Source organism: Klebsiella sp. 10-1 (assembly GCF_009758445.1).
In the GTDB taxonomy this organism is placed as follows: Bacteria; Pseudomonadota; Gammaproteobacteria; order Enterobacterales; family Enterobacteriaceae; genus Klebsiella; species Klebsiella scottii.
Genome location: NZ_WQRE01000001.1, coordinates 932,194 through 945,367, shown reverse-complemented (window position 1 = coordinate 945,367; position 13,174 = coordinate 932,194). Strand labels below are relative to the sequence as shown.

15 protein-coding genes are annotated in these 13,174 nt (G+C 58.5%); 11 read left to right on the top strand and 4 right to left on the bottom strand.

Going from position 1 to position 13,174, the window contains the following annotated elements; all coding sequences use genetic code 11:
• Positions 1-31: 31 nt before the first annotated feature.
• The 8 genes from GO007_RS04445 (at position 32) to GO007_RS04410 (ending at position 7,389) form a co-directional block, all read left to right on the top strand.
• Positions 32-586, top strand: a complete 555-nt coding sequence (locus GO007_RS04445; protein ID WP_095096040.1) for a TetR/AcrR family transcriptional regulator — start codon at positions 32-34, stop codon at positions 584-586.
• A complete protein-coding gene (locus tag GO007_RS04440) occupies positions 567-716 on the top strand; it encodes a helix-turn-helix domain-containing protein (protein WP_198389035.1) in 150 nt (49 codons plus the stop codon). The genes GO007_RS04445 and GO007_RS04440 overlap by 20 nt, the downstream gene beginning before the upstream one ends.
• 181 nt (positions 717-897) lie before the next feature.
• Positions 898-1,614, top strand: coding sequence for an alpha/beta hydrolase (locus GO007_RS04435; RefSeq protein ID WP_370525525.1), 717 nt, complete (start codon positions 898-900; stop codon positions 1,612-1,614).
• A 40-nt stretch (positions 1,615-1,654) separates the two neighbouring features.
• A complete protein-coding gene (locus tag GO007_RS04430) occupies positions 1,655-2,329 on the top strand; it encodes a heavy metal response regulator transcription factor (RefSeq protein ID WP_095096031.1) in 675 nt (224 codons plus the stop codon).
• Complete coding sequence (locus tag GO007_RS04425) at positions 2,326-3,726, top strand: heavy metal sensor histidine kinase (RefSeq protein WP_095096028.1); 1,401 nt, start codon at positions 2,326-2,328, stop codon at positions 3,724-3,726. Before GO007_RS04430 ends, GO007_RS04425 begins: the two co-directional genes overlap by 4 nt.
• A gap of 328 nt (positions 3,727-4,054) precedes the next feature.
• Complete coding sequence (locus GO007_RS04420) at positions 4,055-5,374, top strand: MFS transporter (RefSeq protein ID WP_095096026.1); 1,320 nt, start codon at positions 4,055-4,057, stop codon at positions 5,372-5,374.
• A 1-nt stretch (position 5,375) separates the two neighbouring features.
• Positions 5,376-6,569, top strand: a complete 1,194-nt coding sequence (locus GO007_RS04415) for an enolase C-terminal domain-like protein (protein ID WP_189339818.1) — start codon at positions 5,376-5,378, stop codon at positions 6,567-6,569.
• 136 nt (positions 6,570-6,705) lie between these two features.
• Positions 6,706-7,389 carry a GntR family transcriptional regulator gene (locus tag GO007_RS04410; RefSeq protein WP_189339817.1) on the top strand — a complete coding sequence of 228 codons (684 nt, stop codon included), beginning with the start codon at positions 6,706-6,708 and terminating at the stop codon, positions 7,387-7,389.
• Positions 7,390-7,407: 18 nt separating this feature from the next.
• On the opposite strand, the gene GO007_RS04405 is transcribed toward GO007_RS04410, so the two are convergent.
• Positions 7,408-8,355: a LysR family transcriptional regulator gene (locus tag GO007_RS04405; protein WP_095096018.1), complete on the bottom strand. Its 948-nt coding sequence runs from the start codon at positions 8,353-8,355 to the stop codon at positions 7,408-7,410.
• A gap of 127 nt (positions 8,356-8,482) precedes the next feature.
• Between GO007_RS04405 and GO007_RS04400 the strand changes: the two genes are divergently transcribed.
• Positions 8,483-9,058, top strand: coding sequence for a nuclear transport factor 2 family protein (locus GO007_RS04400; protein WP_095096015.1), 576 nt, complete (start codon positions 8,483-8,485; stop codon positions 9,056-9,058).
• Positions 9,051-9,455 carry a nuclear transport factor 2 family protein gene (locus GO007_RS04395; RefSeq protein WP_095096011.1) on the top strand — a complete coding sequence of 135 codons (405 nt, stop codon included), beginning with the start codon at positions 9,051-9,053 and terminating at the stop codon, positions 9,453-9,455. Before GO007_RS04400 ends, GO007_RS04395 begins: the two co-directional genes overlap by 8 nt.
• 66 nt (positions 9,456-9,521) lie before the next feature.
• On the opposite strand, the gene GO007_RS04390 is transcribed toward GO007_RS04395, so the two are convergent.
• Positions 9,522-10,109, bottom strand: a complete 588-nt coding sequence (locus tag GO007_RS04390; RefSeq protein WP_095096008.1) for a TetR/AcrR family transcriptional regulator — start codon at positions 10,107-10,109, stop codon at positions 9,522-9,524.
• Between the two features lie 358 nt (positions 10,110-10,467).
• On the opposite strand from GO007_RS04390, the gene GO007_RS04385 reads away from it, so the two are divergent.
• A complete protein-coding gene (locus GO007_RS04385; protein ID WP_095096004.1) occupies positions 10,468-11,223 on the top strand; it encodes an SDR family oxidoreductase in 756 nt (251 codons plus the stop codon).
• A gap of 71 nt (positions 11,224-11,294) precedes the next feature.
• Here GO007_RS04385 and GO007_RS04380 read toward each other — a convergent pair whose 3' ends face one another.
• Both GO007_RS04380 and GO007_RS04375 read right to left on the bottom strand, forming a co-directional pair.
• Positions 11,295-11,831 (bottom strand): cytochrome b, encoded by a 537-nt coding sequence (locus tag GO007_RS04380; protein ID WP_095096001.1) that lies wholly within the window; start codon positions 11,829-11,831, stop codon positions 11,295-11,297.
• Entirely contained in the window at positions 11,828-12,883 is a 1,056-nt protein-coding gene (locus GO007_RS04375) for a catalase family peroxidase (RefSeq protein WP_095098041.1), read from the bottom strand. Before GO007_RS04375 ends, GO007_RS04380 begins: the two co-directional genes overlap by 4 nt.
• Positions 12,884-13,174 lie beyond the last annotated feature (291 nt).

Below are 13,174 nucleotides of genomic sequence, written 5' to 3'. Positions count from 1 at the left end.
TCCTCCACTTGTCAAAGGGGGAGAGAAAAAATTGAACGACGAATCCATACTGCGCGCTGACGCGCAGAGAAACCGCGAGCGGATTCTTGCCGCCGCCGAAGAGGTATTTCTGACCAAAGGGGCCAGCGTCTCGCTGGAAGACGTGGCTAAACGTGCGGGGGTCGGTATCGGTACGCTGTATCGGCGCTTCCCGACCCGTGAAGCCCTTCTGGCAGCCGCCTGCAGCGAGCGCTTTCTGTCTCTGGCGGAGACCAGCCGCGCCCGGGATGCCGAGGTCGATCCGGGTAGCGCGGTACGCCTCTATCTTGAAGAGCTCGTGACCAACACCAATATCTATCGCAGCCTTGCCGCCTCGCTTGGCACGGTTCTGCAAAGCGGTACGCCCGGTTGCCATGCGATAACCGAAGAGGGTCAGCGCCTGCTCCGCCGCGGGCAGGAAGCCGGGATCCTGCGTCACGATGTGACCTTTGACGATCTGGTGTATGTCGTCACGGCGATCTCTCTGGCAGCGGAGCAGGATGAATCGCCGCCATCGCGCATCGCGCATTTGGTAAACCTGTTTCTGGTTGGGATCAGCGAACGCTGAGGTCGCCATGCGCGGCGATCCGACGATCGCCAGCATCGCGAACAGGGTCGGCTATACGTCGCAGAGCGCCTTTACCGACGCCTTCCGCCGGGAGTTAGGCTATACGCCGAAGGCCCGCTCCCGGACGTAACCCGCCGTATCGTCACGCCTCCTGGCTCCCGGTCCGTCATTTTTTTGTCATAACTGGCTCACCCTCCTGTCAGAACCCCCTCGCTACACTCACTCCCACATCGAGAACAACCCCCGTTGAGGAGAGAATGAGCATGAAAATAAAACGCAAAGCAGTAGTGAGTCTTGTCGCCGCGGCCCTGATGATTGGCGGCGTCAGCCGCGCGGCCGAGGCCGCGCCGGTGAAAAATATCGTGCTGGTACACGGCGCCTTTGTTGATGGCTCCGGGTGGAAGCCGGTCTATGACATTCTGAGCCGCGACGGCTACAAGGTCACGCTGGTGCAGGAACCGCTGACCTCGTTTGCCGAAGATGTCGCCGCCACCCGGCGTATTCTGGATCGCCAGGATGGTCCGGTCATTCTGGTCGGACACAGCTACGGCGGCGCGATTATTACCCAGGCCGGTAACGATCCTAAGGTGGCCGGGCTGGTTTATATCGCCGCCCACGCGCTGGATGCCGGAGAGAACCGGGCGGAAGTCAGCAAAAAATACCCCAATACCGCGCACCCTTTTATCAAAACCGCTGACGGCTACGTCATGCTCGATCCGCAGTATTTCCCGGGGGATTTTGCCGCCGACCTGCCGCGCGATTGGGCTCAGTTTGGCGCGCAGTCGCAAATCCCCACCTCGCCGACCTCGCTTGGCGCCGTGGTAACGCAAGCCGCGTGGCGAACCAAACCGAGCTGGTATATGGTGGCAAAAGCGGACAAAATCATTAACCCCGATCTGGAACGCATGTACGCCAAACGTGCTAAGAGCCATACCGTGGAAGTTGACGGTAGCCATTCCGTTTTTCAGTCTCATCCCAAAGAGGTCGCCGCGCTGATTGAGCAGGCGGCCAACGGCGCGCAGAAGTGAGTCACTGCCGCTGCGCGGGGAAACGCGTTCAGGAGCCATAGTGAAAATATTGGTGATAGAAGACGAACCCAAAGCGCGTGAGTACATGCGCAGCGGCCTGACTGAGTCCGGCTATGTGGTCGATGTTGCCGCAAACGGTCAGGAGGGGCTGTTTATGGCCCAGGAACACCATTACGATCTCATCCTGCTGGACGTGATGATGCCCCGGATGAACGGCTGGGAAGTGATGGCGCAGCTGGATGAGCAGTTTGACACCCCGGTGATCTTCCTCACCGCCAAAGGCACCGTCGAGGACAAAATCAAGGGGCTGGAACTCGGCGCAGATGACTATCTGGTCAAGCCCTTCTCGTTTGCCGAGCTGCTGGCGCGCATCCGCACCGCCCTGCGCCGCGGCGGACAGGCTAAGCGCGAAGAGCAGCTGACGGTCGGCGATTTGCGCCTCAACATCACGACGCGGCGGGTAGAGCGCGCCGGCGTACGCCTGGACCTCACCAACAAAGAATTCAACCTGCTACAGCTCTTTATGCTCAACTCCGGCCAGGTATTGACCCGCACCCTGATCGCCTCGCGGGTGTGGGACATGAATTTTGATAGCGACACCAACGTGGTGGATGTGGCGGTGCGCCGTCTGCGGCAAAAGGTAGATGCGCCCTTTGACTTTCCGCTGATTCATACCGTGCACGGCGTGGGCTACTGCTGCGAGGAGCAGGAATGAGAAGCCTGGCAATCAGCACCCGATTATCACTGATGATAGGGGCTGCGGTTCTGGTGGTGTTGTTCGGCGTCGGTACCGCGCTCTACCGCTCTCTCTGCCAGCAGCTCAGCATCCGCGACGACATCGCCTTAACCAACCGCCTGGACCAAATCCGCACGCTGGTGCTTAACGAGGATGTCCAGCAGATGATCCGCGAAAAGCCCCATTTGTTTACCAACATGCTGGGCAATACCGAATCGCTGCTGGTGCTGCGTTTCCCCGGCCAGCCTGCGCTGATTGAGGTCAATCCGGGCAGGCGTCCGCTGCCGGACATCGAGCCGGTAACCGCCAGCCGGCCAATCGTCCCGCAGGACGTGCATCACCAGCAGACGCCAAACGGCGTGCCCTTTATCTCGGCTTCCGCTCTGGCGATTACCGGCCATTCTCCCTCACGCCAGCTGGAAATTATTACCGGCAGGCTGATGACCGAGCGGACGCAAATCCAGGCCAACTACCTTCGCCAGATCGCGCTGATCACCCTGTGCGCGGCGCTGGTAGTGATAGTGCTCAGCGCCCTGTTCGCCCGGCGCAGCCTGCGGCCTTTGCAGCGTCTGGCCAGAGAAACGTCGACGATTGACGTACGCCACCTGGGCAGGCGCATCACGCTGCGCAACCCTCCGGCGGAACTACGGCCGCTTATCAGCGCCTTTAATCAGATGCTGGACAGGCTGGAAAACAGCTTTCAGCAGCTCAGCCAGGTCAGCGCGGATATGGCCCACGATCTGCGCACGCCCATCGGCAATCTGCTGGGGCAGACCGAAATCGCGCTGACGCAAAAACGCACCGAAGCCTATTACACCGCGCTGCTGGGCTCCAATTTTGAAGAGCTGGTGCGCCTGTCCACCATGATCGACAAAATGTTGTTCCTCGCCCGGGCGGAAAATGCCAGCCAGGCGATTAACAAAGCGCCGCTGTCGCTGGATGAGGTTCTACGTCCGCTGGCGGAATATTTTGAAGGTCCGGCGGAAGAGCGGCAGATCGCCCTGCGCTTTTCGGCCAGCGGAAAAATCACCGCCGATGCTGACCTGCTGCGGCGGGCCGTCGCCAATCTGCTCGATAACGCGATTCGCTACGCCGACAGCGGTAGCGAAGTACAGGTTGAAGCGCAGACCCAGCCCGATGGCGTACTGCTTAGCGTCACCAACCGCGGCGAGGCGATTTCGCCGGAGCAGCAGGAGCGGCTGTTCGATCGCTTCTGGCGCGCCGATAGCGCCCGCCACGCCTCCAGAAACAGCAGCGGGCTGGGTCTGTCTATCGTGCGCAGCATTATGCAACTGCACCAGGGGCGCTGCGGCGTAAACTCCGGCCGGCGCCGGACGAGCTTCTGGCTGCTCTTTCCCCATCCTTCTGCAAAGTAACGCCGCCGAAACGCGCGCTAATTGAGGCGGGGAGCCCCAGCGCTTCCGCCCGTGATTCGCACCTTTCACCGCACCTTTGTCCGCGCCTTTTCCCCCAGCCTTGCTTAACTCATCGGGGCTGCGCCGCCGCTTCGTGCGCGGAACCCCGCCCGACGCTTTTGCCGCCCCCGCTCAACGTTATCGATCGCCCAGGACCTGTAATCATCGGCTGAAACGTTTCACATCTCATTTCGATAATGACGGTATTGAACTCCGGACGGGAGATGAATACAACAGAACTTGTATACAAGAACCTTGAATACCTATGACCTTATAATCAGGACACACCATGCAAACCACAGATTCTGAAATTGAAAAAAGGGTTATACGCAAACTCTCCTGGCGGCTGATCCCGCTGCTGATTGCTTGCTACGTCATCGCCGTTATCGATCGGGCCAATATCGGAGTTGCCGCATTAACCATGAATGCGGATATCGGCCTCAGCGCCGCAAGCTTTGGCCTGGCCGCCGGGCTGTTTTTTGTCCCCTACGCTCTCCTTGAACTGCCCTCAAACCTGCTGATGGAAAGAATTGGCGCCCGCTGGTGGATCGCCAGAATTATGGTGACGTGGGGGCTCGTTTCCGGCGCGCATATCTTCGTCTGGAACGAAAATAGCCTTTACGTGATGCGCGCCCTGCTCGGCGCCGCCGAAGCCGGCTTCTTCCCTGGCATCGTGTTTTATCTCACCATGTGGTTCCCCGCCGCCTGGCGCGGACGCATTATTGCCTCCTTCATGACGGGTATCCCGATTGCGCTGATTATCGGCACGCCGATTTCGAGCCTGCTGCTGGAGCTGCACGGATGGATGGGGCTCAGCGGCTGGCAGATCATGTTCCTGATCGAAGCCATTCCGGCCATTGCCCTGGGATTGATTGTCCCTTTCGCGCTGCCCGACAAACCCAAAGACGCCAAATTCCTCGAAGCAGAAGAGCAGCGCTGGCTGATGGCAACCCTCGCTGCGGAACAAAAAAAGCTGCCGTCACGCGGACACGGCGGCCTGCTCAAAGCGCTATTCAGCCCGCTGGTGCTGTTATTCAGCCTCACCTACTACGGGCTGGCTAACCTCAACGGCGCGGTCAGCACCTTCCTGCCGCTAATTATCAGCGAAACGGGTTTAAGCCACGTGCAGACCGGCTTTATCACCATTATTCCTTATATCTTCGGCCTGATTGGCATGCTGGTATTAGGACGCATCGCCGACCGTCCCGGCTCGCGCCTGCTGGCCAATTACGCGGCGCTGCTTATCTCATGCCTCGGCCTGCTCTGCGTGGCGTGGTTCGATAACTCCCTGCTCAAAATGGCGTTTCTCTGCTGCTCGGCGTTCGGCTTTTTCGGCGCGATGCCCGTTTTCTGGGGCCTGCCGGCGCAGTTCTTCCCCGCATCGGTGGTGGCGGGCAGCATCGCGCTGATTAACGCCCTCGGCAGCATTGCCAGCGTAGTTAACCCGTGGGTCATCGGCATTATCCGCGATCGCAGCGGCAGCTATAACGGCGGATTCTACTGGCTGGCGGCAATGGCGCTGCTCTCCATCATTACCCTGAGCATCATTTTCCGTCGCCAGCAATCATCGGTATATCAAAACAGCAATGAACAACATGAGGGTCAGTAAGATGAAGATTATCGACGTCCGGTTACTTCAGGTTAAGGGCGTTTTGCCCGGGGAAGTGGACTTTTGGGAAGAGCGCCTTGCTCGCCCGACCGACGTGTATGCCCAGTATCGCATCGTGGACAATCATGACGGCGGCGTGCAGCTGAAAGAGGGTTTTTCTATATCCACCGTCTTTCTGGAAATTATCTCCGACGAAGGCGTTGAAGGGCTGGCGGGCCCCGTTCCCCACGCCGTGGCATCGATTGTCCACGGCCAGCTGCGCCCTTTACTGCTGGGCCAGGACCCGCGCGACAGCGAGCGCCTGTGGGACCAGATGCATCGGGCCCTGATTCACGGTCGCCAGGGCGACGCCATGCTGGCGATTAGCGCGGTCGACTGCGCGCTGTGGGATCTCCGCGGCAAGTGGATGCAGCAGCCGGTTTATCGTCTGCTGGGCGGCTCAATTCGCGAGGAGATCCCGGCCTACGCCTCAATGCTGGGCTTTGCCGTACAGGATATGGGACTAGTGAGAGAACGGGCGCTTCAGTACAAGTCGCTGGGCTATCGCGGACAAAAATGGTTTTTCCGTCATGGGCCAATGAGCGGCAGGGAAGGATTAAAGAAAAACGTTGAGCTGGTAAAAACCCTGCGCGAGACGGTGGGTGAGGATTACGATCTGATGTTTGACTGCTGGCAGTCGATGGACGTGACCTACGTCATCGAACTGGCGAAGGCCATTGAGCCCTATCGCCCGCGCTGGCTGGAAGAGTGCGTCATGCCGGACAGAATCGACAGCATGCGCCGCCTGAAAGAGAAGCTGACCATCCCGCTGGCAGGGGCTGAACATGAATATACCCGCTGGGGTTTCAAACGCTTCTTTGAGGCCGACGTGCTGGACGTTATTCAGCCGGATATCTACTGGTGCGGCGGCCTGTCTGAAACCTTAAAAATCGCCGCGGCCGCCACGATGTACGATCTGCAGGTCATTCCGCACGGTCATTCCACCATCGCCACGGCCCATTTTACCACCACGCAGTCGCCGATCCACACGCCCTATCAGGAGTACCTGGTGAAATGGAACGACATTCACCAGTATTTCCTCAGCGAACCGCTGGTCCCGGAAAATGGCCTGATTCGGGTGCCTGAAGCGCCTGGCATGGGGATGGCGCTTAATCCTGAGCATATTCGACATCAGGAGTACCTGTTCACCTCCTGATCCTGCCCCCCTCAAACGGCGAATTTCCTGCCGTTTGAGGGGGATGTATCTTGTATACTACACCTTGCATCTTAAATCGGATCGTGCAACTATTGAGGCAATAAAGGCTATTTGTATTAGGGAAGTACGCCACGCTATGTCCTCCGATAAACTATTTATTGACTGGTCCTCGAAGAAGATAATCCGCCCTCAGTCACTGAGTAGTATTCTGGCCGATCACATTCGCGACCTCATCGTCAATTGCCAAATAGAGCCCGGCTCGCTAATTTCAGAAAATGATATTGCGGCCCAGCTCAACGTGAGCCGGACGCCGGTAAGAGCTGCGCTGCAAAAGCTGGAAATGGAACGCCTGGTACAAATATTTCCCCAGCGTGGGACCTTCGTCTTTGAGTTCAATGAGCAGGAGATGCGGGAAACCTGTGAAATGCGGCAAATCCTTGAGGCCGGCGCGCTAACGCTGGCTCTTCGACACGATCGCCAGGCGCTGGTTGCGCTGCTGAAAGAGCACGTTGAGCGGGGACGCGAGGCGTTGCAAAACGCGCCGGAGAGCTACCGCCAGGCCGATTCGGATTTTCATATGGCGATCGTTGAATCCAGCCAGAACAGGGAGCTGATCGGTTTCTATAAAACCAGCATCAACCGCATACGCGCCTTCCTGAACCATCTGACCAGAACGCCGGAAGAGTTTCAAAATTCCCAGGTTGATCATGAAACGATCGTCGGGCTGTTAGAGCGGCAGGAGGACCAGCAGGCGCATGAGAAACTGCACTGGCACCTTGGCGGAATAGAGCGCCGATTCCATGAAAAATTCGGCAAGTAGCCACCAGCCTCATGGCGATTATCCGTGAGTTTTTTCGCCCGGATTAAAGCCGCCTGACGCCAGAGGCTCTCGCGGTTCTTGCCGTAACCAGTCGATACAGGCCCTCATCGCCGGCGACATAGCTCTCCCCGCCGTCCAGCACAGATAGTATCCCGCAAATTCAGTTTCCCAGGCGCTAAGAATGCGCTGCAGGGCGCCGGAAACCAGATGCGGCCTCACCCGTTCCTCAGTAACCTGAGCCACCCCGACTCCCGCGATCGCCGCCTGATACTGCCGCTCGCGATCGTCCACCAGCAAATTCCCGCTCACCGCAATATTTTTTAACCGGCCGTTATAAGCGAATTGCCAGGGCTCCGGCGTTGCCGCTCCCGGCCACCGCCAGCCGATACAGTTGTGATGGCTTAAATCCTCTGGCTTCCCGATGCTGCCATGCCTTGCCAGATAGGACGGCGCCGCGACAACGATTTGATGCAGCGGCCCGCCAACGGGGACCGCAACTAACCCGGGCGCCAGCACCTCGCCCAGCCGCAGCGAAAGATCGTACCCACCGGCAATCAGATCCACGGGGGAGTCGTGGACGGCAATATCCATGTGCACGTCGGGAAAAGCGGCGAGAAAAGCGGGTATCCTGGCGTCGAGGAACATTTCTGCCGCCGAGCGAAAAGCGTGAAGGCGAATATGCCCCTTGATGACCCGACTGCGGGACTGCGCCTGCATCAGCGCGCCGGCAAGGTTCTCCAGCAGCGGGGCGACCTGCAGATACAGCCCCCTGCCGTCCTCGGTGAGGCTTACGGAACGCGTTGTTCGGTTGAAAAGCCGCAGCCCCAGCTGCTCTTCAAGCCCGTTAATTTGCTGGCTGACGGCGGATGCGGAGACGCCCAGCGCGTCCGCAACGGCCCTGAAGTTCAGCTTTTCGGCGACCATAACAAACGTATTAAGCGCCGGAAAATGCGCGCGGCTAATCATCCGTTGCCCCTTTATTAAATATGGCTAATCACTGCATCAAGTTTTTAGCGGATTATGCAATTCCATAAAACAATTATTATGGTCGTACCGCTTTAGTCAAGCCCGAAACAACAGGAAGAGATACCGTATGGCTAACGAAAATCAACTTACGATAGAACAACGGCTGCGAATAATAGAAGCGAAATTAGCGATCTATGAGCTTATTGCCTCTCATCCCCCCAGCGCCGACAGCGGGCTCGCTGAATATACGGCATCCGTCTATATGGAGGACGGAGTGTTTAATCGCGGAGAGGGGCTGGACGGCGCAAAAGGCGTGGCGGCTATTGCGGCATTTATTCTCAGGCCGGCTCATGAAGAGGCTATCAAAAGCGGGCTGGCGCATTTTGCCGGATTACCGCTTATCGACCTGCGCGGCGATACGGCCGTTGTGACCTCCTATTTACAGCTTTTGCAGCTGGATAAGCAGGGTGCGCCGCGGGAAATGGCTAACCACGGCACCTCCACCGGGTACCGCATCCATCGGGTTGTCGTTAACCGCTGGGAGCTTGAATGCCACGACGGGCGCTGGAAAATACGCAGCAGAACGCTGCTTCCCGTCGACGGGAGCGAGGCCCCGCGTCAGCTGCTGGCGCGAGGCCTCGCAGATGTTCTGCAGGCGACCTACCAGAACCCATTAACCGCTACGGAGCAAGATCATGAGTGAAGAGAACCGCCAGTTTTTATCGTCGCTTTTCCTTTCGATAGCGGATCGGGGATGGGGAGAGAATTTTATCGCCGCATTGCATGACGATCTGGAATTCAATGCTATGGGCACCTCGCCGATCTCGGGATGCTACCGGGGAAAAGAAAACTACCGCCAACGGCTGCTTAAACGGCTTGATGACCGACTGGCGTCATGGCCCGTGCCGATCGTCGATAGCCTGATCGTTGACGGAGACCTTGCCTGCCTGCAGTTCCACGCCACCGGCGGTCAAGGTAAAAACGGCGCAGATTTTAATATGCAATATTGCTGGGTGTTGCGCCTGGAGCATCAGAAAATCGTAAAAATCTGGGGATATTATGACTCATTCAAAATGAATGCCCTTTTTGTCGATCAATAGCCGCATTGGGTCAACGCTGCGCAGATATGAGACGGCTGATTGTATCGCGCGATCTCCGGCGAACGATCAGGCGCGGAGCGTGATGTTATCGATCAGTGGCTGCACAATTCTGCGGAAAATATCCGCATCGTTAAAGGCGCGCGCCGACAGCATGGCGCCATGCACCGTCGCCATCAGCAGGCTCGCCTCATCCGCAGGGGCGCCGGATATCCGCAGGCGCTTTTCGCTTTCCCCCCTGCGCAGTAAAGAGGCCAGCCAATCGGTAAGATCGCTGAAATGCCCGGTCACTTCGCTGGCTATTTCCGGCGGCAGCGTCGGCAGCTCGACGGCAAGCATCGCGCAGATGCAAAACGGTGAGGATCCCTCGCGAATACAGGTAGCCCAGTAGTCGACGTAGGCCTGAAGTTCCGCCACCGGGTTATTCATCTGCCGGCTCATCGCCTGCATTCCGGCCCGCGCCTCTTCCCGATACCCGGTTACCACGACCTTCACCAGCTCCGCCTTGCTCGGGAAATGGTGATGAATGCTCGCTTTACGAATATTCACCTTTGCAGAAATATCGGCAAAGCTGAAACTCTGGTAGCCGCCGGAGGTAAGTAGCTGTCGGGTATAAGAAATAATTTCGTTTGCTTTCGATGAACGCTCAGTCGCCATAGTCGGATCCGCGTGTGCATGTGATACTGAATAAGGTGCATAATATCAGAGCGTTGGCAGGAAACCTACCAACAGGTAGCCCTCCTGCCGATGCGCAAAGCGCCGCCGGGGTTTAACCGACAATCGCTGGTCAGATAATTCCCTTGCCGACCCAAGATGGCGTAAATATAATCACCGGGCATTTCCACAATGCCGTAGGCGTTACCGTCATCCAACGCGCCCGGATACCCCAGGGTCTCAGCAGAGAATACGGGGATCTAGCGGCGACGTTCTGTTTTCAGGCGGTTATCATCTGCTACGGCAGCTCCGATAGCCCCTCGCCGCCTTTCCACCAGCTCTGACCGGAGAGGACATTGTTATGAAAATTAGCGGTAACACCATTCTGATTACTGGCGCCACCAGCGGTATCGGCCGCGCGCTGGCCGAAGCGTTTTGCGCGCGCGGCAACCGGGTCATCATCACCGGACGCCGCCAGGCTCTGCTCGACGAGATCGCCCGCACTCATCCCGGAATAACGGGCTTCAGGCTCGATATAGACGATGACGCGATGCTTGAGGCCGTTGCCTCAGAGGTCAAAGCGCGCTTTCCACAGCTGAACGTGCTGATCGCCAATGCCGGTATTTCACGCAGCGAAGATTTCCTCGCCGACGGCGGGGACGCGGGCGTCGCTCAGGACATCGTCAGGACCAATATTCTCGGCACCATCCGCTTCGCGGCGGCCTTCCTGCCGCTGATTCAGGGCCAGCCGGACGCCACCTTTATGGCAACCAGCTCCGCGCTGGCATTCGTACCTAAGGCGGACTTCCCAACCTACTGCGCCAGCAAGGCGTTCCTGCACTCGTGGCTGATCTCTTTGCGTCACCAGATGCGGCATATTCCGGTTGAGGTCCTTGAGCTGTCGCCGCCGTACGTGCAGACCGAGCTGACGGGCAGCGCTCAGGCCGCCGACCCGAGGGCGATGCCGCTGGCGGAGTATATCTCGAGAGTGATGGAATTGATTGAGCACCATCGGCACCCGAACGGGGAGATCCTGCTTGATGGCGATAAGGGCCGCCGCTGGGCGGAAAAAGAGGGCACGTTTGCGACGCTTTTTCGCGCCATGAACCCGGATTAATCCCCCACCCCGTGCCGAAAACAGTTCGGCACGGTTTTGCCCGGCGGCTCGATAGCGCCTTATCCCCGACCTCACTCTCTTCTCCCGGACATACTTTCAAAGACGCCGTCGCGGCGCACTAAAGCATGAAATAGCGCGGCGGCCAGATGCAGCATCACGGTAATGAACAGCAGCAGCGCAACCGCAGAGTGCAGCGGGCGCAGGACCGCATACCAGTCGTTATTCACCGGCGCGACAGGCGGTAAAACAAAGGCCCCGCCGACGGAGACCGGATACCCCGCCGCCGACTGCATCGCCCAGCCGATGAGCGGCTGGAGGAACATCATCGCATACAGTATCCAGTGCGAGAGATGCGCCAGCCGCCGTTGCCAGGCGGGTATGGCAGCCGGCAGCGGCGGCACGGCGGTGTAAAAGCGCAGCCACAGCCGCACCACCACCAGCAGCAGGATCATCAGGCCCAGCGGTTTGTGAATCGACACCAGCAGCGCATGCAGCGACGAAACCGTTGAAACCATCGCCACGCCAATAAACAGCATCGCCACGATTGCCGCGGCCATCAGCCAGTGCAGCCAGCGCAGCGCCGGATGAAAATGGGTTACCTGTTTCATAAGTGGGCTCCTGACCGTTGGGACTGCTCGCGGGTGCGCGCGTTATACGATTTGGCGTAGGCCGACGAACGCGCGTTGAGTAAAGGATCGTCCGACGCGGCGATCCCGGCCGGCAGGATCAGCGGATCGTAGTTGATATCGTTGCATGGGCCGTTCTCCTGCGCGCTGGCGCTTACCAGCTCGAGGGTACCGGCATTGACGGTTTGCCGATCGTCAGGCCAGAGCTTAGCCGCATCGTTGCTCGCGTCGCCCGCCTGGGCGACGGTGATCATCAGATCCCACCGCAGCGGTCCCTGAGCCAGGCGCTGTGTAATATCCTGCTGCAGGAAATCTTTATTACTTTTATCCGCCTCGCTAATGGGCTGATAGTCGGTATGCGGCACCATGCTCCAGCGAACCAGATGCTCGGCCCCCGTCCTGTCGATAAAACGGAACGCGTTCAGGCTGTTATAGCGATCGCTCGCCCAGCTCGATGAGGGGACGTACTGCTTCGCCCAGGCCAGATAGCGCTGCAGCTGGGGGTGCGAGCCCACAAACGCCTTTAGCTTTTCCGGGTCCGGTTTGCCGGTTGCCGGATCGGGCAAGGTGACCGTTTGCAGCTCGTAGAACTCTTCAACGGTGGAAACCGGGAACAGCGGCATGGCGTTCATCCCCGTCCGCCACTGCTCCCCGTTCCCCTGTCTGAACTCCAGCGCCATGCTGCGTACGGGAACGGCATAATCCGGCGCGTTGGGGTTGCCGCCGGCGATGGCAAAGCGGCCCGTTACCGGCGTTTCTCCGGCGGCGAACAGCGCTGCGCGCGACAGCGAGCTGGCGTTGCCGTTAGAGATAAAACGCCCCACCACGCATACGCCTTTGGCATGATTGCGACGAAAGCCAGGATGCTCGCCGCCCGATTTTTGCAGGACCGTCACCAGCTTGTCCGCGCTGAGACGATTCGGCGTCAGCCAGCCGCCCGCCCACAGAAAGAGCAATATTACGCCTAAAGGAATAAGACCAACTAACAGCAGACGCGCTATTTTTTGGCCACCGGAAAGTGAAGAGGTTGTCATATTTTCGCTCACACTATTAACATTGCACCCACAAACAAATACGCGAGAAACGATTCCCGCAGGACAAAATCTTATTGCTGCAAAACCGCGTTAAGGGCCGAGGCTTGCGTTTATTAGCCGACCCGCAGTGGTCAGAATCGGGTATTTTTATGCGGTCGGCAAAAAACAACCTACTAGTTGGTAGATAAAATGTCAATGCCATCGCGCTTTCCCCCGTCGGGGACGCCGGCGTTTTTCATTCGGGGAGTTTCAGTCGAGGGACGAACCGCAGGAGAAGCCGGCGTTCTGCCG